General features: G+C 57.4%; 18 protein-coding genes. 6 read left to right on the top strand and 12 right to left on the bottom strand.

Features of this window, described 5'->3' with window-relative positions; genetic code table 11:
* Window positions 1-70: 70 nt before the first annotated feature.
* The 4 genes from EH198_RS15605 to EH198_RS15590 are packed head-to-tail and all read right to left on the bottom strand — an operon-like array spanning window position 71 to window position 4,433.
* Window positions 71-292: a hypothetical protein gene (locus EH198_RS15605; RefSeq protein ID WP_124696450.1), complete on the bottom strand. Its 222-nt coding sequence runs from the start codon at window positions 290-292 to the stop codon at window positions 71-73.
* Window positions 292-1,719 carry a dihydropyrimidinase gene (hydA, locus tag EH198_RS15600; protein ID WP_124696449.1) on the bottom strand — a complete coding sequence of 476 codons (1,428 nt, stop codon included), beginning with the start codon at window positions 1,717-1,719 and terminating at the stop codon, window positions 292-294. The genes EH198_RS15605 and hydA overlap by 1 nt, the downstream gene beginning before the upstream one ends.
* A 2-nt stretch (window positions 1,720-1,721) precedes the next feature.
* Window positions 1,722-3,011 (bottom strand): NAD-dependent dihydropyrimidine dehydrogenase subunit PreA, encoded by a 1,290-nt coding sequence (gene preA, locus EH198_RS15595; RefSeq protein WP_124696448.1) that lies wholly within the window; start codon window positions 3,009-3,011, stop codon window positions 1,722-1,724.
* A 30-nt stretch (window positions 3,012-3,041) separates the two neighbouring features.
* Window positions 3,042-4,433, bottom strand: a complete 1,392-nt coding sequence (locus tag EH198_RS15590; protein ID WP_124696447.1) for an NAD(P)-dependent oxidoreductase — start codon at window positions 4,431-4,433, stop codon at window positions 3,042-3,044.
* 303 nt (window positions 4,434-4,736) lie between these two features.
* On the opposite strand from EH198_RS15590, the gene EH198_RS15585 reads away from it, so the two are divergent.
* Window positions 4,737-6,428 (top strand): PucR family transcriptional regulator, encoded by a 1,692-nt coding sequence (locus EH198_RS15585; protein WP_124696446.1) that lies wholly within the window; start codon window positions 4,737-4,739, stop codon window positions 6,426-6,428.
* Here EH198_RS15585 and EH198_RS15580 read toward each other — a convergent pair.
* From EH198_RS15580 to EH198_RS15555, 6 genes are all read right to left on the bottom strand, one after another.
* Window positions 6,394-7,761, bottom strand: coding sequence for an aspartate aminotransferase family protein (locus EH198_RS15580; protein ID WP_124696445.1), 1,368 nt, complete (start codon window positions 7,759-7,761; stop codon window positions 6,394-6,396). The two genes, EH198_RS15585 and EH198_RS15580, sit on opposite strands and share 35 nt — an antisense overlap.
* A gap of 43 nt (window positions 7,762-7,804) precedes the next feature.
* Entirely contained in the window at window positions 7,805-9,268 is a 1,464-nt protein-coding gene (locus EH198_RS15575) for a CoA-acylating methylmalonate-semialdehyde dehydrogenase (RefSeq protein ID WP_124696444.1), read from the bottom strand.
* A 205-nt stretch (window positions 9,269-9,473) separates the two neighbouring features.
* Complete coding sequence (locus tag EH198_RS15570) at window positions 9,474-10,568, bottom strand: ABC transporter substrate-binding protein (RefSeq protein WP_124696443.1); 1,095 nt, start codon at window positions 10,566-10,568, stop codon at window positions 9,474-9,476.
* A 156-nt stretch (window positions 10,569-10,724) separates the two neighbouring features.
* A complete protein-coding gene (locus EH198_RS15565; RefSeq protein ID WP_124696442.1) occupies window positions 10,725-11,642 on the bottom strand; it encodes an ABC transporter permease in 918 nt (305 codons plus the stop codon).
* Entirely contained in the window at window positions 11,642-12,454 is an 813-nt protein-coding gene (locus EH198_RS15560) for an ABC transporter permease (RefSeq protein WP_124696441.1), read from the bottom strand. Before EH198_RS15560 ends, EH198_RS15565 begins: the two co-directional genes overlap by 1 nt.
* A 2-nt stretch (window positions 12,455-12,456) precedes the next feature.
* Window positions 12,457-13,239 carry an ABC transporter ATP-binding protein gene (locus tag EH198_RS15555; protein WP_124696440.1) on the bottom strand — a complete coding sequence of 261 codons (783 nt, stop codon included), beginning with the start codon at window positions 13,237-13,239 and terminating at the stop codon, window positions 12,457-12,459.
* A 265-nt stretch (window positions 13,240-13,504) separates the two neighbouring features.
* Here EH198_RS15555 and EH198_RS15550 point away from each other — a divergent pair, with 265 nt between their 5' ends.
* The 3 genes from EH198_RS15550 (at window position 13,505) to EH198_RS15540 (ending at window position 17,785) form a co-directional block, all read left to right on the top strand.
* Window positions 13,505-15,127, top strand: a complete 1,623-nt coding sequence (locus EH198_RS15550) for a histidine kinase N-terminal 7TM domain-containing diguanylate cyclase (protein ID WP_124696439.1) — start codon at window positions 13,505-13,507, stop codon at window positions 15,125-15,127.
* A 195-nt stretch (window positions 15,128-15,322) separates the two neighbouring features.
* Window positions 15,323-16,180 carry a DUF72 domain-containing protein gene (locus EH198_RS15545; protein ID WP_124696438.1) on the top strand — a complete coding sequence of 286 codons (858 nt, stop codon included), beginning with the start codon at window positions 15,323-15,325 and terminating at the stop codon, window positions 16,178-16,180.
* Between the two features lie 66 nt (window positions 16,181-16,246).
* Window positions 16,247-17,785: an alpha-amylase gene (locus EH198_RS15540; RefSeq protein WP_124696437.1), complete on the top strand. Its 1,539-nt coding sequence runs from the start codon at window positions 16,247-16,249 to the stop codon at window positions 17,783-17,785.
* A gap of 145 nt (window positions 17,786-17,930) precedes the next feature.
* Here the strand turns inward: EH198_RS15540 and EH198_RS15535 are convergent, their stop codons facing one another.
* Window positions 17,931-18,542, bottom strand: a complete 612-nt coding sequence (locus EH198_RS15535) for a biotin transporter BioY (RefSeq protein WP_124696436.1) — start codon at window positions 18,540-18,542, stop codon at window positions 17,931-17,933.
* A 126-nt stretch (window positions 18,543-18,668) separates the two neighbouring features.
* Between EH198_RS15535 and EH198_RS15530 the strand changes: the two genes are divergently transcribed.
* Window positions 18,669-19,493 (top strand): ATP-binding cassette domain-containing protein, encoded by an 825-nt coding sequence (locus EH198_RS15530; RefSeq protein WP_124696435.1) that lies wholly within the window; start codon window positions 18,669-18,671, stop codon window positions 19,491-19,493.
* Window positions 19,478-21,184, top strand: coding sequence for an ATP-binding cassette domain-containing protein (locus tag EH198_RS15525; RefSeq protein ID WP_124696434.1), 1,707 nt, complete (start codon window positions 19,478-19,480; stop codon window positions 21,182-21,184). Before EH198_RS15530 ends, EH198_RS15525 begins: the two co-directional genes overlap by 16 nt.
* A gap of 93 nt (window positions 21,185-21,277) precedes the next feature.
* Here the strand turns inward: EH198_RS15525 and EH198_RS15520 are convergent, their stop codons facing one another.
* Entirely contained in the window at window positions 21,278-22,177 is a 900-nt protein-coding gene (locus EH198_RS15520) for an FMN-binding protein (protein ID WP_124696433.1), read from the bottom strand.
* Between the last annotated feature and the right edge of the window lie 394 nt (window positions 22,178-22,571).

Raw genomic sequence — 22,571 nt, 5'->3', positions numbered from 1 at the left:
ATCAGTTTTCGCCAAAAAAGCGTACCCCCGGGGTTTCCCGGTGTACGCTTCTCTTGAGTTGGGAAGATGGCTACTGCGCCTTCTGCAATCCGGCAAAAACCAGCGTCGTCACATATTTCCGGGCGTCCGCCGTCAGAAGCAGCAGCTCTTCGCTTCCTTCGCCCGGCTCTCCTCCGTCAAACTTCACTTTGGCTCCATCCAGGGTTTCCAGCATACCGGTAACGGTATATCCCTGTAGCAGCAGACTGTCGATTTCCTGCTTCTCTTTGGCGAAATCATCATATGCGGACATTAAATCACCCCTCCGCTTACCTCAGCTTTGGCCGGAAGAGCCGGAGCAGTTCCGAACCGTTTGCGGTGCAAATACTTGCCGGTGCCTGCCTTGCCCACGAACTTCTTGTCGCGGATGACAAACTCGCCGCGGCTCAGCACGGATACCGGTTCTCCCTTGACCTCGAAGCCTTCAAAGGCGTTATAGTCGACGTTCATATGATGGGTTTCAGCGGAAAGGGTCCGCTGCACGGCAGGATCGAAAATGACGACATCGGCGTCACTGCCCACGGCGATCGTCCCTTTTTGCGGGAACAGGCCGAACAGCTTCGCGCTGGTAGTCGAGATAATATCCACGAACTTGTTCAGCGAGATGCGGCCTTTTTCCACGCCTTCGGAATACAAAATGGTGAACCGGTCTTCAATCGTCGGCCCCCCGTTCGGAATTTTCGAGAAATCGCCAAGGCCCAGCTCCTTCTGGCCCTTGAAGTTAAAGGAGCATTGGTCGGAGCCGATGGTCTGCAGACTGCCGTTCCAGAGGGATTTCCACAGCACGTCCTGGTTCCACTGCTCACGCAGCGGCGGTGACCAGACGTATTTGGCTCCTTCGAAGTCCGGCTTTTCCAGCGCGGTCTGGTCAAGCACAAGATACTGCGGGCAGGTCTCGCCATAGACGCGCAGCCCTTTCTTGCGGGCCTCCTCGATCTTCCACGCCGCTTCGGCGCAGGTTACATGCACGACATAGAGCTGCGAGTCGGTCAGCTCGGTCAGATAGGCGGCGCGGCCCGTGGCCTCGCCCTCAAGTTCCGGCGGCCGGGTCAGCGCATGATAGATCGGATCGGTATTGCCCTCGGCCAGCGCCGTGCTCACGAGATAGTCGATGACATCGCCGTTCTCGGCGTGGACCATGACGAGCGCGCCTTCTTTTTTGGCGGCCTGGAGCGTCTTGAAGAGTGTGCCGTCGTCGGCTTGAAGCACATTTTTATAAGCCATAAACACTTTAAGGGAGGTGATGCCTTCGTTCTCGATGATTTGCGGCAGCTCCGCGAGCACCTTGTCGTTCAGCTCGGACACCATGAGGTGGAAGCTGTAGTCGATCACGGCTTTGTCCTGCGACTTCTCATGCCAGGTATTCACCGCCTGCTGAAGGGGCAGCCCCTTGCTGGTCAGGCAGAAGTCGATTACCGTCGTCGTGCCGCCATAGGCAGCGGCGATGGTGCCGGTCTCGAAGTCGTCGGCCGTCACGGTGCCGCCGAACGGCATATCCAGATGCGTATGCGGATCGACGCCGCCCGGGAAGACGTAGCAGCCGGAAGCGTCGATGATCTCGGCGCCGTCCCCTTGCAGGTTAAGTCCGATTTCCGTAATGATTCCGTTCTCGATGGCGACATCTCCGGTAAACGTGTCCGCTGCCGTTACAATCGTTCCGTTCTTGATGATCTTCTTCATCCTTAAAGCACCTCCGCTTTGGAATAAGAACCGCTCAAGCTGCCGACGACGCGTTGGCGCTCGTTCCAAGTCATCGGAGGCAGGCCGCTGTCCACCTCCACCATGTCGATGGCGCCTTCCGCCGGACAGACGATGGAGCACAGGTTGCAGCCGACGCAATCTTCCTCGCGCACCTGAAGAATCGCCTTGCCTTCCGCATTGGTCAGCATATCGATGCATTGATGCGAGGTGTCCTCGCAGGCAATGTGGCATTTGTTGCAGTTGATGCAGTTGTCCTCATTGATCCGGGCAACCACTTTATAGTTAAGGTTAAGGTCGCCCCAGTTCGAATATTTGGACACCGACTTGCCGGTCAGCTCGGTCACGGATGCGAGGCCCTTCTCATCCAAATAATTGTTCAGGCCGTCGATCATTTCCTCGACGATGCGGAAGCCGTGATGCATGGCCGCCGTACACACCTGGATCGCGGTTGAGCCCATCAGCATAAATTCGACGACGTCCTGCCAGGTGGAAATGCCGCCGATGCCGGAGATCGGAACGGTGACCTCGGGGTGCCGGGCGCATTCGGCAACCATGTTCAGCGCGATCGGCTTGACGGCCGGGCCGCAGTAACCGCCATGAGCTCCCTTACCGCCGATATGGGGGATCGTGTTCCACGTATGGATGTCCACTCCCGCGAGACTGTTGATCGTGTTGATCAGACTGATCGCGTCGGCGCCTCCCTTGACGGCGTGGCGGGCCGTCACCGTGATATCGGTAATGTTGGGGGTCAGCTTCACGATCACGGGCGTAGTCGCTACCTCCTTGACCCAGTACGTCTGCGCCTCGACGAGATCGGGCTGCTGGCCGGAAGCGGCGCCCATGCCGCGCTCAGCCATCCCGTGCGGACAGCCGAAGTTCAGCTCAAGGCCGTCGACTCCGACATCCTCGACTCTTTTGACGATTTCATGCCACTTCTCCTGTGTGGGTTCCACCATCAGGGAGGCGATTACGGCATGATTCGGAAATCTCTTCTTCGTTTCATAGATTTCCTTCAGGTTGACATCAAGCGGACGGTCCGTGATCAGTTCGATGTTGTTGAAGCCCGCCACGCGCTGCCCGTTAAAATTAACGGCGGCAAAGCGCGAGGACGTGTTGATGATCGGATCGCCAAGCGTCTTCCATACGGCTCCGCCCCAGCCCGCTTCAAAAGCGCGCTGCACCTGATAGCCTGTATTGGTAGGCGGCGCGGAGGCCAGCCAGAACGGATTGGGCGACTTGATCCCTGCGAGATTAATACTCAAATCTGCCATTGTTAATTCCCTCCCTGGTAAAATATATGGTTATACAGCCGAGCCGACAACGCTGTCCTGCTGCGGCAAGAATTGCTTAATAATCGCGTGGGCGGCCGTTTTGCCCTGCTGAGCCGCCGACACCACCATCGCTTCGCCCTTTCCAAAGCCGAAGACGATATCGCCCGCGGCAAAAATTAGCGGATCGGAAGTACGGTGGGTCGTTTCATCAATCTTCACGACGCCCCATTCATGCTCAAGACCGAGATGCTCGATCAGGCCGGTATGGCGCTTCTGGCCGATTGCCAACACGACGGCGTCCACCGGCATGATGAATTCGGAGCCTTCCACCGGCATCGGCTTAAGCCTGCCGTCGCTGCCGGTCTCGCCGGTAAGCTTCATGGTTACGCATTCCAGGCCCGTCACATTGCCGAGTCCGTCGCCGACAATGCGCTTTGGCAGCGTCAACCAGTTGAACTCGACGCCCTCCTGCTTGGCGAATTCGTATTCGAAGTCGTAGGCTGTCATCTCCTCGCGGGTTCGGCGGTAGACCATCTTCACATTGGCCGCGCCGAGCCGCACGGAGCAGGTCGCGGCGTCGACCGCCGTGTTGCCCGCGCCGATAACGGCGACGCGCTGCCCGGTCAGCTGCAGGTTGGAGACGCCCGTCTTGGTCGATTCCACCAGCTTGATCGCGTCATATACGCCGGCCAGTTCTTCGCCCGGGATGCCAAGCTCGGGAACATAGCCCATGCCGGCGGCGAGCACGATCGCGTCATACTCCGACTTCAGCTCCTCGACCGTTACATCCGTGCCGACCTTGACGCCCGTGCGGATTTCAACGCCGAGCTTCTTCACCTGCTCAACCTCCCACAGGGAGACGGACTGCGGCAGCCGGAAGGAAACGATGCCGTGCGTGTCCAATCCTCCGGCCAGCTCCCTCGCTTCATAAATAACGGCGGCGAAGCCTTCGCGGGCCAGCTCTCTGGCGGCCGACAGTCCGGCCGGACCGCCGCCGATCACGGCAACCCTTTTCCCGTTGGGAGAACCCGCCGTGAACAGCTGGACATCATTCTCCATCGCCCAATCCGTCGCATAACGCTGGAGCAGACCGATCTCAATCGGCTCGGAGGCGTCATTCAGCACGCAGGCGCCCTCGCACAGCTCTTCGGTCGGGCAGACGCGGGCGCAGCTTGCGCCGACCGGATTGGAATCCATAATCGTATGCGCGGCGCCTCTCAGGTTGTCCGTGGCTATGCGTTTAATAAAGGAAGGAATGTTAATACCCGTCGGGCAAGCCTTGATACAAGGGGCGTCATAGCAATAGAGACATCGGTTGGACTCTTCGGCAGCGCCTTTGCGGGTAAGTCCCGGCTCGGCTTCGGCAAAATTGCGCATAAACATGTCGGGTGAAAAAAAGGCTTTCGGAGATGTAGGTTCCATCGGTGATCCCTCCCAAGTATATGTTATATAATATAACGCAGTTACGATTATTGCCTTAAAATTCTACTTACTTTGGCAGATTTCTATAGTAAAATAAGTTGTAACACTTAAAAACTTATTTATCCCTGCCTGTTTAGGTTAGTTATCCTAACATTCTATATTCAAACTATAGACAATTCAATTTTTCGTTACATTAGACATAATGTCTAATTTCAAAAGTGTATTTTTTACGCGTGAGAAACGTCAGAGAATGACTCCGAGAATACAAGCAATGCGGCATCGTCATAGAGAAGGAGGATGAGTATGGACTGGGAACTTGTATTTACCATTCGAGAAGCGCTGAAAAGACCGCTGTTTGCCGATGCGGCTGTCGTCGGAGGGGCCACGGGGCTCGACCGGGCGATCCGCTGGGTGCATGTGCTGGAAAGCTCCAGCTTCGAGAGCCTGATTCACGGCCAGGAAATGATACTTACAACGGGCATCGGGATGAGTGTCGATCTCCCTTCCTCCCTGGAATTTCTGGAATACCTGATCCAAAAGAACGCCGCCTGTCTGTGCATCGAGCTGGGCACGTACTTCAGCTCCGTACCGGAGGAACTGATCGCGCTGGCGAACCAGCATGATTTCCCGCTCATCGTCTTCAACCGCACGGTCCGGTTCGTCGATATTACGCTCGACCTTCATTCGCATATCATCAATCGACACCACCGCATGCTTGAGGAGCTGGAGAGAATCTCCCGCGAATTCCACCGGCTGACGCTGACTTCGCAGGGGACGGTTAAGGTGCTTCAATTGCTGACCAAAAGCACGCGCACGCAAATTCTCTACATGCAGCTTCAGGGCAAGCCGCAGTTCTTTCCCGCGCTGTCGCCGGAGGAGCAGGGGCCGCTGCTGCGCTTCTTCTCGGCCTTTTACGAGGAAATGGAGGGCGTGCACCAGCCGGACGCGGCCCCCATCTTCCGTGAATTGGGAGGCAAGACCGTCGTGCTCAAACCGGTCGGCGCCCTCGACCAGACCTGGGCCTACCTGCTGATGGTCTGCCCCCACAAGCCGCAGGAGTTTGACTGTCTGCTGCTCGACTCCGCCTCGCTGTCCATCGCGCAGGAGCTGCTGCGCACGCGCTACATGGAGGAGCGCAAGCTTTTTTCCGAAAATCTGTGGGTCGACGAATTGATCAACGGGCGCATCGACGACGAGAACCGGCTCAAGAGCCTGATTGGGCCGGATTTCGGCATCGTCAACGAGCTGCCTTACCGCGTGTGCCTGATCGAGATCGAAAATCCCCGAAACGTAAAATGGAACAGCTCGGAGAACGAATGGGAATCAATTACATTTCACCTTTCGCTCGTCCTGCGTTCCATTTTTGAGAAATATTCATTCCGGCCGCTGATTACGCTGAAAAACAACCGTTTGACCGTCATCGCATTGGACATTCAGTCCAAACTTCCCGGCCGGACCCGGCTGCAGCAGGCGCTGGAAGCCCTGCAGAACATCCGCTCCGACGAGAAGCTGAAGGATCTTCAGCTGATGATCGGCGTCGGCAAGTCGCACACCCAGCTGAAGAAGGCCCCTACGGGCTACCGCGAAGCGGTGCAGGCGCTCTCACTCTATCCCTGTCACCAGAAGCCGATCCTGTTCTACGAAGAGCTTGGCGTCTTCCAGCTTCTGCTGAACCTGAACGACGGCACGACGCTGCAGAACTTTATCCGCACCTATCTCGGCCCGCTGATCGACCACGACCAGCAGAAGGGCAGCGAGCTGCTGCTGACGCTCCGGGTCTACCTGGATCATGACGGGTCCAAGCAGATCGCGGCGCGCAAGCTGTTCATCGTCAGACAATCACTGTACTACCGGCTCGACAAAATAACCGAACTGCTCGGCGAGGACTTCATGTCCCCGGAGAACCGTATATCGATTCAGGTCGCGCTGCGGGCCTATCAGTTCCTGTACCCGGAGAAGCTTACTCCGCCCAGCTCCCGTTCATTACCTCTTTGAATGTATCCAGGATAAACTGGATATCCTCATCGGTCGAGGCGAGCGGAGGGGCGAAAGTCAGCACGTTATTGAATCCCGCGACCGTATCGCCGTTCTTGCCGATAATCAGACCTTTGGCCTTGCATTCGGCGATAATACCCTTCACCGTATCAAGCGGAGCCGGCTCTTTGGTATTCTTATCCGCCACCAGTTCGATGCCGGTGATCAGTCCGAAGCTGCGAACGTCGCCGACCAGCTTGTGATCCAGCAGCTCGGACAGCCCGGCGCTCAGCCGTTTGCCGAGAAGATCGCCGCGTTCGACGAGATTTTCCTGCTCCATGATTTCCAGGTTGCGCAGCCCCAGCGCGCAGGCGGCGGGATTGCCGCCGAACGTATTGATATGGCGGAAATAGCCGTAGTCGTCGCTGTTATCCTTGAAGACTTCGTAAATCTCTTTGCGGACGGCGGTCGCAGACAGCGGAAGATAGGCACTGGTCAGCCCTTTGGCCATCGTCACGATATCCGGCTTCACGCCGAAGTTATGATGTCCGAATTTGTGCCCCGACCGTCCGAAGCCGCAGATGACTTCGTCGATAATGAGCAGCACGCCATGCTTCTTGCAGATTTCCTGCACCCGGTCCATGTAGACCTGATGCGGCACAAGGACGCCGCCGCCGGTAATGACCGGCTCCATGATGACGGCTCCCACCGTCTCGGCGCCTTCCCAGATAATCGTGTCCTCGATCTGCTGGGCCATCTGCAGATTGAATTCCTCCACGGACTGCCCGGCGGGACGGCGGTAGCTGTCCGGCGGCGCCACATGCAGGAAGCCGCCGCTTAGCGGCTCGTATTTGTATTTGCGCTGGGCCTGCCCCGTCGCGGACAGGGCGCCGAATGAATTGCCGTGATACCCCCGGTAACGGGCAATGAACTTGTGCCGGTAATGCTGGCCGATCTGCTGCTGGTACTGCCGTACCATTTTAAAGGCCGCTTCATTCGCTTCCGAGCCGCTGTTGGAGAAGAAGATGACATATTCGTCTCCCAGCCATTCATTCAGCTTCTCCGCCAGCAGAATAGCCGGCATATGGCTCTGCGTCAGCGGAAAATAAGGCAGGCTGAGGAGCTGGTTATACGCGGCTTCGGCCAGCTCCTTGCGGCCGTAGCCCACATTGACGCACCACAGGCCCGACATGCCGTCGAGATACTTCTTTCCGTCAATATCGGTAATCCACGAACCGCTCGCGGACGCGGCGATCATCGGCGGATTGGCTTCGCTGTAAGGCGAAATGTGATGCCACAGATACTTCCGGTCTTTGCTGATTGCAAGCTCGCTCTCTATCCCCGTGTTGAGCATTGGCGTTTATCCCCTCTCAAGCCCCGCAGCCGTTCCTTTTCGGTTAGTAGCGGGCTGTGATCATTTTTTTGCGTGTATAAAACTCTACGCCGTCGCGTCCGTTGGCATGCAGGTCCCCGTAGAACGACTTCTTGTAGCCCGAGAACGGGAAGAAAGCCATCGGCGCGGGCACGCCTAGATTGACTCCCAGCATACCGGCGTCGATCTCTTCCCGGAACTCGCGGATCGCCTTGGCGCTGTCGGTGTAGATGCAGGCGCCGTTGGCGAACGGCGATTGATTGGTGACGTCAATGGCTTCCGCCAAATCCTCAACGCGAATGACGGCCAGCACCGGGGCAAAAATCTCGTCCCGCCAGATCGTCATCCCCGGCTTCACATGATCGAATATCGTCGGGCCGATGAAGTATCCGGCTCCTTCGGCGGCGGCGTCCTTCCTGCCGTCCCGGACAAGCGACGCCTTCTCCCGCTCTCCAGCTTCGATATACGAGACTGTCCGTTCCTTATTCGACTGGCGGATGACCGGTCCGAGGAACACCCCGGCTTCCAGGCCGCTGCCGATTTTGAGATTGTCGGCGGCAGCCTGGAGGCGCGCGACCAGATCGTCGGCTATCGCCTCAGGAGCAACCACGACCGAGCAGGCCATGCAGCGCTCGCCCGCGGAGCCGAAGGCAGCGGCGATAATGTTCTTGACCGCGTTATCCATATCCGCGTCGGGCAGTACGATGGAATGGTTCTTGGCGCCGGCCAGCGCCTGCACCCTTTTGCCGTGCGCAGTTCCGTTCTTGTAGACGTACTCCGCGACCGGCTGGGAACCGACGAAGGATATGGCCTTGATGTCCTCGTGCTCCAGCATTCCGTTTACGACCTCATGCGCACCGTGCACCACATTCAGCACGCCGGGCGGAAAGCCCGCCTCCGCAAAAAGTTCGGCCAGCCGGCCGACGAGAAGCGGCGTCCGCTCCGACGGCTTCAGCACAAAGGTGTTGCCGCAGGCAATCGCCAGCGGGAACATCCAGCACGGCACCATCATCGGGAAGTTGAACGGCGCGATCCCGCCGACGACGCCGAGCGGATAGCGGTACATACCCGATTCGATGCCTGTGGCGATATCCGGCAGCTGGCTGCCCATCATCAGGGTAGGAGCGCCTGCGGCAAACTCCACACATTCGACGCCGCGCTGCACCTCGCCGCGCGCTTCTTCCAGGCTTTTACCGTTCTCCAGCGTAATCAGCTCCGCCAGCTCCTCCGCATGTTTCAGCAGCAGCTGCTGGTATTCGAAGAAATAGCGGGCACGGCGGGGTACGGCAACCTTTTTCCACCTCAGAAAAGACTCTTTCGCCGCGGCAACCGCGGCATCCAGCTCTTCACGGCTGGACAGCGGCACATAAGCGATCACTTCGCCCGTCGCGGGATTGAATACTTCTTCCTCCATCCCGGAAGACGACTCTACCCATTGACCGTTGATAAAATTTCTCACTCTTTCGGTCTGTTTGACCAACAAAGACATGCAAGTCACCTCTTCTTCAGTAAAGTACCCCCATAAAGCGGAGTATCTGCTTCTATGCTGCCGGAAATAAACGAAAACTTATAAATTCTTCCATACTTTTTGAGAAAAAGCCGCCTCCGCAAAATCAGATCCGCACAGGTTAGGTGGGTTGTCAGGGATTTCACGGAGGCCGCAGAATCGTAAATGAGTTGACCGGGCGGTCAGATTATTTAGAAGCCATGTCCATAATTTCGTTCGTGTACGCCTCGGACAGATTGGCCTCTTTCTTGATTACGCCGAACTTAAAGGCGATGTCTGCGGTTTGCTTGAATGCGGCTTCGTCCGTGTAGCCCAGCTTGGAGATGTCGAAGCCTTCCGGCTGAATCAATTTGGCGACTTCTTCCATCATTTTCAGCTGATGCTCTTTCGTCGTGCTGCCCGCTTCCGCCTGCCCCATCACAATGTCCACTGCCGCCGCCGGATCGGCGATGGCGTCCTTCCAGCCTTTAAGCGAAGCGCGGACGAATTTCGCCGCCGTCTCTTTATTGGCTTCCAGCCATTCCTTGTTGGCGAACAGATTGTCTTCCAGCATGGCGACGCCTTCGTCGTTCATGTCGATGACATTCAGGTCTTCGGCTTTGACGCCCGACTCCAGCACAACCTGGTACTCGTTGTACGTCATAGCAGATGCCGCATCCAGCTCGCCGCCGAGGAATTGGTCCATCGTAAAGCCCTGTTTCGTAAATTTGACATCTTTATTCGAGTCGATTTTGTACTTATCGAACAGCGCCAGCAGCTCGAACTCGTTGCCACCCATCCAGTTGCCGACCCGTTTGCCCTTCAAATCGGCCGGACTGTTGATGTTCGCCGATTTCTTGGAGACCAGCACGAGACCGCTCTTTTGGTAAATTTGGGCGATTTGCACCAGCGGCATTTCCTGCTCCTGGCTCGTCAGCAGACTCGCTACCCAATCGACGCCGATGTCGGCCGATCCGCCCGCAACCTGCTGCTCAGGCACGATATCCGGTCCGCCGGGCAGGATTTGAACGTCCAGACCTTCGTCCTTGTAGTAGCCTTTGCTGAGCGCAACATAGTACCCGGCAAATTGAGCCTGCGGCACCCATTTCAGCTGCAGCTTGACTGTGACCGGGTCCGCCGCAGGCGCCATGCTTGCTTCCGGAGCGGCTGAGTTTCCTGCGGAAGCAGACGGCTCACTTCCCGAAGAACTATTGTTCCCTCCGCAACCTGCAAGCATCGACAGCACCAACGCCATTACCGCCATTAACAGCATACCGCGAAATTTTCTGTTTTTTACGCTCATCAATCCAATTCCCCCCACCGAAAATTTTTAAAAATCAATAAGAAAACGACTCCTGAAAGCAGTATGGTTACCGTTATGATGACCTGTATGCAAACGGCCTGAGACTCGCTCCTTAATCCTTAAGCCTGCGGCCGGTTGTACCGATAATTCCTTTAATTACGAAGCCCGGCGCGAAGGATGCCAGCGGATAAACACCTTCTCCAGCCTTTCCACCACCAGATAAAAGATCACGCCGGCAATCGCCGCAAGCACGATGCACGACCAGCCCAGAGGCATTTTGGCGACCTTGATGGAATTGGACAACAGGTAGCCCAGCCCTCTCGACGAGAAGAAAAATTCGCCGACGATCGCCCCGATCATGCTTGCCGTCGCGTTGATTTTCAGCGCGGTGAAGACGTAGGGCAGGCTGTTCTTGATCCGCAGATGGCGGAACACCGCCGATTTGGGCGCGGCGTAGGAATGCATAAGGTCAAGCGCCAGCGGATCGATGGCAGCCATCCCTTTATAGGCGTTGATCGCCATCGCCGCCATCGTCGTCGCCGTCACAATGGCGACGCGGGAGCCCAGCCCGTCGCCGAACCACAGGTTCATGATCGGCGCAAGCGCCACGATCGGAACGGCGTTGAGCGCGGCGACCAGCGTCAAGCTTCCGCCGCCCCATCTCGGCCAAGCCGTGGCGGCCAGGGCAATGATAAAGCCGATCAGCGATCCGGCGAGCATGCCCAGCACTGCTTCAGCGAGGGTGTAGCCGGTATAGGACAGCAGCAGGCTCATGTTGTCGCCCATCGCCTTCGCAATGGCCGACGGCAGCGGAAGCTGGTATTTCTTCAGATCGAAAATCTTATGAATCACCTGCAGCTCCCACAGCGCCAGAAACAGAACGCCTGCAAGTACAGGAAGAATGACGCGGAAGATGCCAGTCTTGCGCGAACGCCTCCGCGGCTTGCGCTCTTGCGCAGGGGCTGCGGCAGGCTCGGAAGCCGGCGCGGCTTCCGAAGCGGCTTGCGGACGGCTTCCGCCCTCCTGGCCGTGGGGTGATACGAACGATGCTTCGCGAACCGTATTGCCTTCCATCAGCGGCCGCCTCCTTTCGGACGGAATTCAGGCTGCCAGGGAGCCACAAAGCGCTCAATGAGGCTCATAAGCCCATAGCTGGCCATGCCGAGCAACGCGCCGACGATAATGGTCGACCAGAACATATAAGTGTGGGAAGGGCCGTAATACAGGTTGCGCAGCATGATGACGCCGATGCCGTGCTGCGCGCCCATAAGTTCGACCAGAATCGCGCCGGTAACCGCAAGCGGAGCGGCGATCTTCAGCCCGCTGAACAAGCCGGGAAGAGCGGCGGGAAGCCGCAGCTTCCAGTAAACGGCCCAAGGTTTGGCCGCGTAGGAATGCATCAGCTCCAGCGCCGAGAGATCGACGCTCCGCAGTCCCCGCAGCATGTTGAGCGATACGGGAAAGAACGTAATATAACCCGAGATAATAATCCGCGAAATCTGTTCATCGCGGACAATGCCGTAAATGATCGGGGCGAGGCCCAGAATCGGAATCATCTGCGAGGCGACGGCATAAGGGAAGGTAAGCTGCTCAATCGTCTTCGACACGCTCATCAGCACCGCGAGCAGCACGCCTGCGGCGGCGCCGAGCAGGAAGCCGACAGCGGCGTTTCCGAAGGTTGCGGCCCCCTCTTTCAGCAGCGTCCCTCCGTACTGAAAGAGCGTCGAAATCAGCTCATGCACATAGGGCAGCTTCGATTGGGCCAGCGGCGTATGCGCCACATTCAGCAGCATCCACGAAATGGCCTCCCAGACAATCAGCAGCCCCGCCACCCAGACGAGCAGAGGCAGGAACCGTCCCTTGACCAGCATGCTGTTTCCTTTCATGGTTACACTCCCTCGAAGCTGTCGCGGATGCCTGCGATCAGATCAAAAAATTCCGGACTGTTTCTCATCTCGGCCGTCCGCGGGCGCGGCAGAGGAATATCGACTACAGCAGACAGACGCCCCGGATGCGGAGACAGTACGAAGACCCGGTCGGACAGGAAGATCGATTCGGGGATGCTGTGGGTAACGAACACGACCGTGTTGCCCACCTTGCTCCATACGGATAGCAGTTCTTCATTCAGACGCTCGCGCGTGAACTCGTCAAGGGCCGAGAACGGCTCATCCATCAGCAGAATTTCCGGTTCCATGGACAGCGCCCGGGCAATGGCCACCCGCTGCTGCATCCCCCCGCTCAGCTGCCAAGGATACTTGTCGGCAAAGCCCTGCAGGCCGACAAGCTCCAGCAGCTCAAGCGCCTTCTCGTCGCGGCGGGCTTTCTTGACGCCCATCAGCTCGAGCGGCAGCGTGATGTTGTCCTTCACCTTGCGCCAGTCGTACAGTACGGGGCTTTGAAAAACGATGCCGTATTTCTGGGCGAGACGCGCCTCCTTGGCGCTTTTACCCGCTACCGTTACCCGGCCTCTCGTCGGCTCGATCAAATCGGCCATGAGCCGGAGCAGCGTCGTCTTTCCGCACCCGGACGGCCCAAGAAGCGACACGAACTCCCCCTTGGCGATATCCAGGCTCACTTGATGCAGCGCCAATACATCCGCCGTGCTTGTCTGATAGCGCATCTCCACATTTTCCAATTGAATTTCAGGAACTTTTGTCGCAATAAGTGACATCGATATTCCCCCTATCCCTGAATTATTTATTAAATGTGATGTTAGTTAACACCAATATTAACATTTTAAGCAAGATTGCATGACTGATGTAGCTTTAACTAACATGTTACACCGCCCCCCTCTCATCGACACTAGACAAAAAGTAAAATAGCTTTGGCGAATTTCCGTCATTTTGTCCAGCCCGCCGGTTGGATTGTCAAAAATCCGCCGATTTGCCGATATATTCGAATAGGGATTTTCTATCTTTTGAAAGGAGGCGCTCCGGATGGGGTCGTTTATCTCGAATTATATAGTCATTGTCGCGTTATCCGGCGTACTGAGCGCACTGCTCGCCCTCTTCGCCTATTTCAAGGATACCAATTTCGCGGGAGTCAACGCGTTTATCGTCAGCTCATGCGCTTCCGCCATATATACCTTCGGATTCGCTCTGGAACTGTCGGGCTATTCGCTGCGGGAAATCAATCTGTGGCTCAAAATCGAATACCTGGGCATGCCGTTCATTGCGCCCGCCAGCCTGCTTATGGTCATCCACTTTCTGGGGATGGAACGGCTGATTACGAGAGCCCGGCTGATCGGTTTCGGCTTCATTCCCTGCCTGACAACGGTAATGGTCTTGACCAATGACTATCACCATTTGTTCTACCGCTCGCTGTATTTAAGGCCGTTTTCGCCTGCTCCGCTCGTTGATTTCGTAATGGGTCCCGGCTATATCGTTCACGGCAGCTTTACCTTCGGCTGTCTGCTGGCCGCCACTTGCCTCATGCTGTCGCAGTGGAACAAGATGAAGCGGGTATACCGCCGGCAGTTCTTGACTATATTGCTCGGGCTCACACTGCCTACGATAGGTTCCTTTATGTACTTGATGGGCAAGACGCCTTACGGCATGGACCCGGTGCCGATCATTATGAGCCTGACGTCCGCCCTTTACATCTGGGCCATTCTTTCCAGAGGAATGCTGACCGCCGCGCCAATCGCACGGAGCAATCTGTTTGAAAGCATGCGCGACGGCGTGCTCGTGATGGACTTTTCCGACCGGCTCATCGACTTCAACCGGGCCGCGGCGGGAATGATACAGGGGCTGGATGCCGCCTCCATCGGCCATCCGTTGGCCCGGATCTTTCTCCCCGGAGGCAAGGAAGCGGTCGCCTATGTTATGGAATCCGATCCCCTGCATCAGGAAGAACGGGAATTGCAATGGTCGAACGGGGACGACATTTGCTATTACGAAATCCGCTCTTCGCCCGTCCGCAAGCGCGGCGGGCAAGTGGCAGGGCGGATGATCATGTTGATCGATGTGACCGAGCGGAAGCTGCTTCAGGACAAGCTGCGGCAGCTTGCCACCATTGACAGCCTGACGGGAATTTGCAACCGTACCTACTTTATGGAGCGAAGCGGCGAGGTGCTAAAGCGCTGCTCGCCGGAGAACGGCCGCATGTCAATCGCGCTGTTTGACGTCGACCACTTCAAGAACATTAACGACCGTTACGGCCATGGGTTCGGCGATTCGGCGCTGCGTCATATTGCAGATATTTGCCGCAGCCATCTTCGTCCAGACGATGTGTTCGGACGCTACGGGGGCGAAGAATTCGTTCTGTGCCTGCCGGACACTTCGCTGGATCAGGCGGCGCGGCTGGCCGACCGCATCCGCAGGGCGATCGAGACCGGAAGCCTTGAGGCGCCTAACGGCCGCATCAACGTCACGGTCAGCTTCGGCGTGACGGAGGCTGTGCCCGGCTGTACGCTGGAGGAGCTGCTTACGGAAGCCGACCATGCCCTGTACGCCTCCAAACGCGGCGGGCGCAATGCCGTACATCTGTCGGACCGCTCCGGAATTGCCCGCTTTTCGGAGGGCTCGCCTTCTTACATCCGGGCCTCCTGCAATGGATAGGCATCGGCAAAAGGGACCGTTCTCCTGTTATGGGAGGCGGTTCCTTTTTCTGTATTTCGCATTTATTATAAGGTCCGGCGGAACTTTAATCTTTCTTTCTTGTTTTTCATCAGTCCTTTTCAGTTTAAATAGAAGATATCCGGTACTGGCCGGACAGATTTATGCTAAGAATGGGAAGAATAGGAGGAGATTCTTGTGATCAAGATCGGTTTGACGGGATTCGGCGACCATGAAGAACTGTACGGCAAAATCAAGCCCGCCGACCGGTTGCCCGCGTACAGCGCGCATTTTTCCATCGTGGAAATCGACAGCTCCTTCTATGCCGTTCAGCCGGTTAAAAATTACGTCAAATGGGTGAGCCAGACGCCGGGCGATTTCGGCTTCATTGTCAAAGCCTATCAGGGAATGACCGGACATCTGCGGGGCAAAAAAAATTATTTCGATACCGCCGAAGAAATGTTTCTGGCGTTTCACACTTCCATAGAGCCCGTCATTGAGGCGGGCAAGCTGACCATGACGCTCTTTCAGTTCCCCCCGTGGTTCGACTGTACGAAGGAGAACGTGGATGTGCTGCGCGAAACCAGGGAGCGGATGAAGGATGTGCCCTGCGCGCTTGAATTCCGCAACTCCACCTGGTACAGCCCTGAATACCGGGAACGGACGCTGGCGTTTATGAAAAAAGAAGGCTGGATTCACACGGTAGTCGATGAGCCGCAGGCCGGAATCGGATCCATTCCAATCGTGTCCGTGTCGACTTCGCCGGAGGCGACCTATGTACGGATGCATGGACGAAACGCCAAGGGCTGGCATCAGAGCAGTCATCCCGATTGGCGCAAGCTGCGCTATCTGTACCGTTACAGTACGGAAGAGCTGGCGGAATGGCAGTTCCGGCTGAAAGAACTGGAGAAGGACTCGCGGAACGTGTATGTGGTCTTCAACAATAATTCGGCGGGTGACGCCACCCCTAATGCCAAGGAGCTGCAGGTTCTTCTCGGCGGAGACGACAGCGGCCTTGCGCCGCTGCAATTGGATTTGTTCAACAACCCATCATGATTTACATATAATGGTTTTAGTCTATGCGCCGCTGGATATGAAGCAATAATAGGGAGGCAAATCATGATGAAGCGCAATCATACAATGATGCAGTTCTTCGAGTGGCATGTGGCTGCCGACGGCGAGCATTGGAAGCGGCTGGCGAAGCTTGCGCCGGAGCTGAAAGCGGCGGGAATCGACGCCGTCTGGATTCCTCCGGTGACGAAAGGCCAATCCCCCGAAGATACCGGGTACGGCGTATATGATCTGTACGATCTTGGGGAGTTCGATCAAAAGGGCAGCGTCCGGACAAAATACGGAACGAAGCAGGATCTGATCGACGCGATTGCGGAATGTGTAAGGAACGGGATTGCGGTCTATGTCGATCTGGTCATGAACCACAAAGCCGGCGCGGATGAAACGGAGGCGTTCCAGGTCGTCGAAGTCGATCCGGAGAACCGCCTGGAGGTCATATCCGAGCCGTTCGAAATTGAAGGCTGGACGAAATTCACTTTTCCCGGCCGCGGCGACCAGTATTCTTCCTTCAAATGGAACTTCCAGCATTTCAACGGCACGGACTATGACGCCAAGGAAGAACGGACCGGCATCTTTAAGATCATCGGGGAAAACAAGGACTGGAGCCGCAATGTAGACGACGAGTTCGGAAACTACGATTACCTGATGTTCGCCAATATCGATTACGGCAATCCCGTCGTACGCGCCGAAATGCTGGAGTGGGGAAAATGGCTCGTCGATACGCTCCAATGCGGCGGGTACCGGCTGGACGCCATCAAGCATATCAATTATGAATTTATCGGCGAATTCGCGGCGGAAATGACCCGCAAGCGCGGGGAGGATTTCTATATTGTCGGCGAATTCTGGAATCCGGATGTTGAAGCCTGCCGCCAGTTTCTGGACACGGTCGATTATCAGATTGACCTGTTCGATGTGGCGCTCCACTATAAATTCCATGCCGCTTCGCTGAGCGGCCGGGACTTCGATCTGACCACCCTTTTCGATGATACGCTGGTGCAGACGCACCCCACCCATGCCGTCACTTTTGTCGACAATCATGATTCCCAGCCCCATGAGTCGCTGGAATCCTGGGTCGGCGACTGGTTCAAGCTGAGCGCGTATGCGCTGATCCTGCTTCGCCAAGATGGGTATCCCGTTGTATTTTACGGCGATTATTACGGTATCGGCGGACCGACGAAGGTTGAAGGCAAGCGCGAAGACATCGACCGTCTGCTGTGCGCCCGCTACCATAAAGCCTACGGCGAACAGAATGATTACTTCGATCATCCGAATACGATCGGCTGGGTGCGCCGGGGAGTCGAGGAAATTCCAGAGTCGGGCTGCGCGGTCGTGGTATCGAACGGAGACGACGGCGAGAAGAGCATGTTCATCGGTGAGGAACGCGCCGGGGAGGTCTGGATCGATCTGACGCTGAGCCGGGAAGATACGGTAGAGATCGGTGAAGACGGATGGGCCGTCTTTCCGGTAAACGGCGGCGGCGTGTCCGTGTGGGCGCTGCCGCTCGAGCAGCCGGACCGCGAAGAGGACAGCTCTAAAGCCGCCATTGAAACCGAAGCTGCCGCGAAGGAAGGTAAACCGGAGAAGAAATAGACGGAGAGGCAGTGCCGAGTTTCCAGAAGCGGAGCCATTCCTATGACACAGCAAGCCCCGCTGTCCGAGATAATGCATGCGGACGGCGGGGCTGCTGTTGTTTTGATGCTAAAAAGTTTATATATTAATAGTTTGACGCTTCAGATTAAGCCTTTTCTTCGTATGCGTTCTTACCAAGCCAAACGCCGTTCGTTCCGCCCACAATCCGTTCGATCGGATACACCTTCCATACGGCGGTGACGACCGATGCGCACAACGCGGCCTTGAGGAAGTCTCCCGGAAGGAACGGCAGCATGCCCGCGGTAAGCGCTTTGGGCAGCGTATCGATGCTGGGAATCGAGTGAGCCAGCCAGGCCACACCGGGCGGATAGACGAGCAGGGAACCAAACAGAAAGTTTACCCCGAGCAGCTTGCCGACGGTAAACTTGCCCTGCGACATGCGCTGGGCAAACCATCCGATCAGAAAGGCCGCAAACGGCCAAGCGAAGATATAGCCGGCCGTCGGGCCGACCAGGACGGATATGCCTCCCCTTCCCGCCAATACGGGAAAGCCCGCGGCGGCAAGGCCAATGACGATCAGGACGGCGATTGTTCCATATCTGGCACCCAGCACGGAACCGGCGAGCATAACCGCCAGTGTCTGCAGGGTAATAGGCACCGTTGAAAACGGAAGCGACACTTTCATTGAGCTTAACGCGATCATCACGCCCGCAAAGAGCGCGCTGAAAATAAGCCCGCGCAAGGACCATCTGTTCATGAGTTAAACATTCCTCCAATTTTTTAGATCAATATACCATCTTCCCCCGAATACATCAACGCGTTAATTTGATATAATCGTTAGCGTTAAGCAAGCGCCAGTCTTATAGGAAAGAGAGCGGTCATCATGATTCATGCCAGTCACTTGAACCTGACACTGCTGGACGGCCAGCAGAGCCTGACGGTGCTTCAGGATATTAATTTACATATCGAAAAAGGGGAATGGGTCGCGCTGACGGGCGCCAACGGCAGCGGCAAATCCAGCCTCGTCCGGACCTTCAACGGGCTGCTCGTTCCTTCCGGCGGCAGTCTTACGGCGGCCGGGCTTGATTTGCGGTCACCCGAAAACCGCAGCGCCGTCAAACGGAGCATCCAGCTCGTCTTTCAGAGCCCGGAAGCCCAGACCATCGGCTCAACACCGGAGGAGGATGTCGCCTTTGGTCTTGAGAACCGGGGAATTTCCCGGGAGGAGATGAAGGCGCGGACGCTGAACGCGCTGCGGCGGGCGGGCCTTGGGCACAAGGCCCGTGCGCCCGTGTCGGAGCTGTCGGGAGGAGAGCGGCAGCGCCTGGCCATCGCCTGCTGCCTGGCGCTGGAAGCGGAGATGATCATTTTTGACGAAGCAACTTCCATGCTGGACCCGGTCTCCCGCAAAGAGATCTTCGCGTTCAGCCGGGAATTGTGGCGGCGGGGAGTTACCGTGCTGTGGGTGACGCAGCGGATGGAGGAGCTGGCAGCGGCGGAGCGCGTTGCCGTTATGGACTTTGGACGGCTGGTGTACGACGGCGATCCGCGGACGCTCTTTTATGACTCCGGGCTGCCTGCCGCGCTTCGCTGGGAAGATTCCCCCGTCATCGGCATCGGCCGGAAGATGCGGGACAGCGGCTGGCCGTCCGATCGGTTGCCGCTGACGGAGCAGCAGCTGGAGGAGGCGCTATGCCGATACAGCTGACCGGCGTGTCCTACCGTTACGGCCAATCTCCCGCCCTGCGCGACATCCATCTTGTGATACCCGAAGGCGGTCTTACGGTCCTGTGCGGAGTGACGGGCAGCGGCAAATCTACGCTGCTCCGGCTGCTTTCCGGGCTAGAGCAGCCTACGTCGGGCAGTATTGACTATTCGCACGCGGACTCCTCCGCTTCCGTCTCTATCGTCTTCCAGCAGCCGGAGAGCCAGCTCTTTGCCGGAAGCGTCAGGAAGGATGTCGAGTATGGACTGGAGCAGCAGGCCGTCCCTGAGCCTCGGCGGAGCGAGGCGGCAGACCGGGCGATGCGGCAGGCGGGACTCGACCCCGAGCAATACGGCCAGCGCTCGCCGTTCCTGCTGAGCGGCGGCGAGAAGCGCCGTGTCTGCATCGCCGGCGCCATCGCCCCCCTGCCGCGGCTCCTTCTGCTGGACGAGCCGACAGCCGGGCTCGACCCGCCCGCCGCCCGCGCGCTGCTGGAGACCGCCGCCGAGCTGAAACGCGGCGGCTATACGATCGTGGTCGCCACGCACGATCTGGACTGCTTCTTCCCGCTGGCCGACCAGGTAGCGGTGCTGGCGCAAGGAGCCTTGCGCTACAGCGGGCCGCCGGACGGCCTGTGGAAGGGCGCCCGCGTGCTGGAAGACGCGGGCCTGGAACCTCCGGCCTATATCCGGATCGGCCGGATGCTCATGCGCCAAGGCGGGCTGGACGCGCTGCCCTCCGGCGCCGGGGAGCTGCTGGCGGAATTGGACCCGCGCAGCCTGGTTTACCCCGGAAGCGGCGCCGGTCCGGCGGCGGCTGGCGGGGAACGTCCTTCTGCGGCCAGCCTTTCCTCTACCGCTGGAGGCGCCGCCACAGACGCAATCACCGCCGCCGATACCGATACGGACTCGGCGGATGGCAGCGGCAGCGCCAAACGACAGGCCGGATTGGTCTTGCGGACGCTCGACCCGCGGGTAAAATGGCTGGCGATGGCGCTGTGGTCGCTCGTGCTTCTGGGGATGAAGAGCATTCTTCCCCTCGCGCTCACCACTGTGCTAGTTGCCGTGCTCTTGGCCTGCGGGGGCATCACACGGAAACGGGCGGTCTGGTTCTACCGGCCGTTCCTGCCGATGTTTCTGTTTCTATGGCTTCTGTCGGCTTTTTCATGGAGCGGAGCCGACGGAGCGGCCTCCTTTGCCTTTTCGTCCGAAGGGGCCTTAACCGGCGGCCTCGCCGTCCTCCGGCTGGGGCTGCTCGTTTCACTCGGGTTCCTGTTCACCGAGACCACCTCGGGAGCGCCGCTGCGCGAGGGGCTGGAGTGGGCGATTGCGCCGCTGGGAAGGCTGGGCGTCAGAACGCGGAATTGGTCGCTCGCCGTATCCGTCACCTTGCAGTTTATCCCCTGGATTCTGGGCAAAATCTCCGCGCTTCAGCTGGCGCTCGCTTCCCGGGGCAGCCGAAAACGGGGGCTGGCGCGCTGGACGCCGCGGCAGATTTCGCTGATGGCGGTTCCCCTGCTTCTGCAGGTCATCGGCATGGGCGACGAGCTGTCCACCGCCATCGAAGCCCGCGGCTATGACCCTTCGAAGCCGCGAACGCCCTGGCTTGTTCTAAGCTGGCGGCGGAAGGATACGGCGGCGCTGCTGCTCGTCCTGCTCGCAGCGGCGCTGCTGTGGTGGGTCTCTGGAGTCTGATCGGAGACCCAGAGCGCGATATACCGCATAAATAAGCCTGCCAGGCCCATGAGGGCCACAGCAGGCTTATTAGCGTTTTACTATAATGAGACCTTATTCTTCAATCTTGATTGCGGCCGGCTTCGTACCGCCGACTTCCGCCAGATCATCCAACGCGTATTCCACAAGCGCCTTGAAGTTATTCGAGGAGGTCGTTGCACCGCTTACCGCGTCCACGGAACCGATAGACTGCTTCTCTACAAGCTGCTTCTCAAGCTCTTCCGTATATTTGGCCGGATAGGTCTTGCTCTTGGCTTCCATTGCCGCCTTGTATTCGGCGTCTTCCGTCTTCAGCTTTCCGGCTTCGTTCACATAATCGAACTGTACGCTTGCGATCTTGTGATCCTTGATCTCCAAATTGATCTGCGGCTTCCAGCCGTGGTCGTCAAATGCATCGGCGGCTACTTTGTACGTGCCGTCCTCATACAGCGGAACGATGGCAGTCGCCGTGTCTCCGGCTTCCGCTTTGACCAGAGCAGCGGCGGAAAGCTCATTGAAGTTTCTGGACGAATGCGTTGCTCCGGAAACCGCATCGACCTTGGCTGCGTCCTGTGAGGTTACCAGCTCTTGACCCAGCTTGTCGAATGCTTCGCGGGGCGTGAATTTATTGGCTTCAGAGAAACCCTTTATATAGGCTTCGTTTTGGCTTCTGAGCTCGCCTGCTTCATTGGTGTAGTCATAATAGGCCTTCCCGATTTTGCCTCCGGTTACAGTCACTTCCACATAAGCCTTCCAGTTTCTCACATCGTTGCGGTCATACTCGGCTTTGTAGACTCCATCTTTAAAAGCACCCGCAGCCGGCGCTGCGGAAGTTTCCGCCGTACTAGTCGCCGCTGTCGTCGGCTCGCTGCTTGGACTTGCTGTCACAGCCGAGTTGTTATTCGAATTTCCGCAAGCTGTCAGAATAAGCGTCAACATCAGTAGCAGCAGAGATAAGTTCTTTGTGTTTTTCATTCTATAACCCCCATTATGTTATTTTTTTCACATCCTTATTTTCACATTTTATGCCTGTGCCGTATATCTGATTACAATTTTTGGGGCAAAAAAGCGTCCGCCCCGATTGAACAGATTTAGTGTCGCAGTCCCCCAGCTCTAAGCCAACAGCGAAGGTGGGGGTTAGACACGTTCGCTTCACCAAACATACGTTCTTGTGTTATACTGGATTCATCAAACTTGCGATGGAGGCGTATCTCATGAAGGTGGTCAAAACACTCAAACATCCGATTACGTCTCACCACCGCATGCTAGATGCGACTCTTCATGTGTATCAAGAGGCGCTGACGTTCTTGATTACGGTCATTCAAGAGCAGTTTATGGCCTTGGAATCGTTATCCACCCAAGCAGTGGT

The sequence above is a fragment of the Paenibacillus rhizophilus genome (genome assembly GCF_003854965.1).
Classification (GTDB): Bacteria; Bacillota; Bacilli; order Paenibacillales; family Paenibacillaceae; genus Paenibacillus_AQ; species Paenibacillus_AQ rhizophilus.
This window is presented reverse-complemented; position numbering and strand designations above follow the sequence as displayed.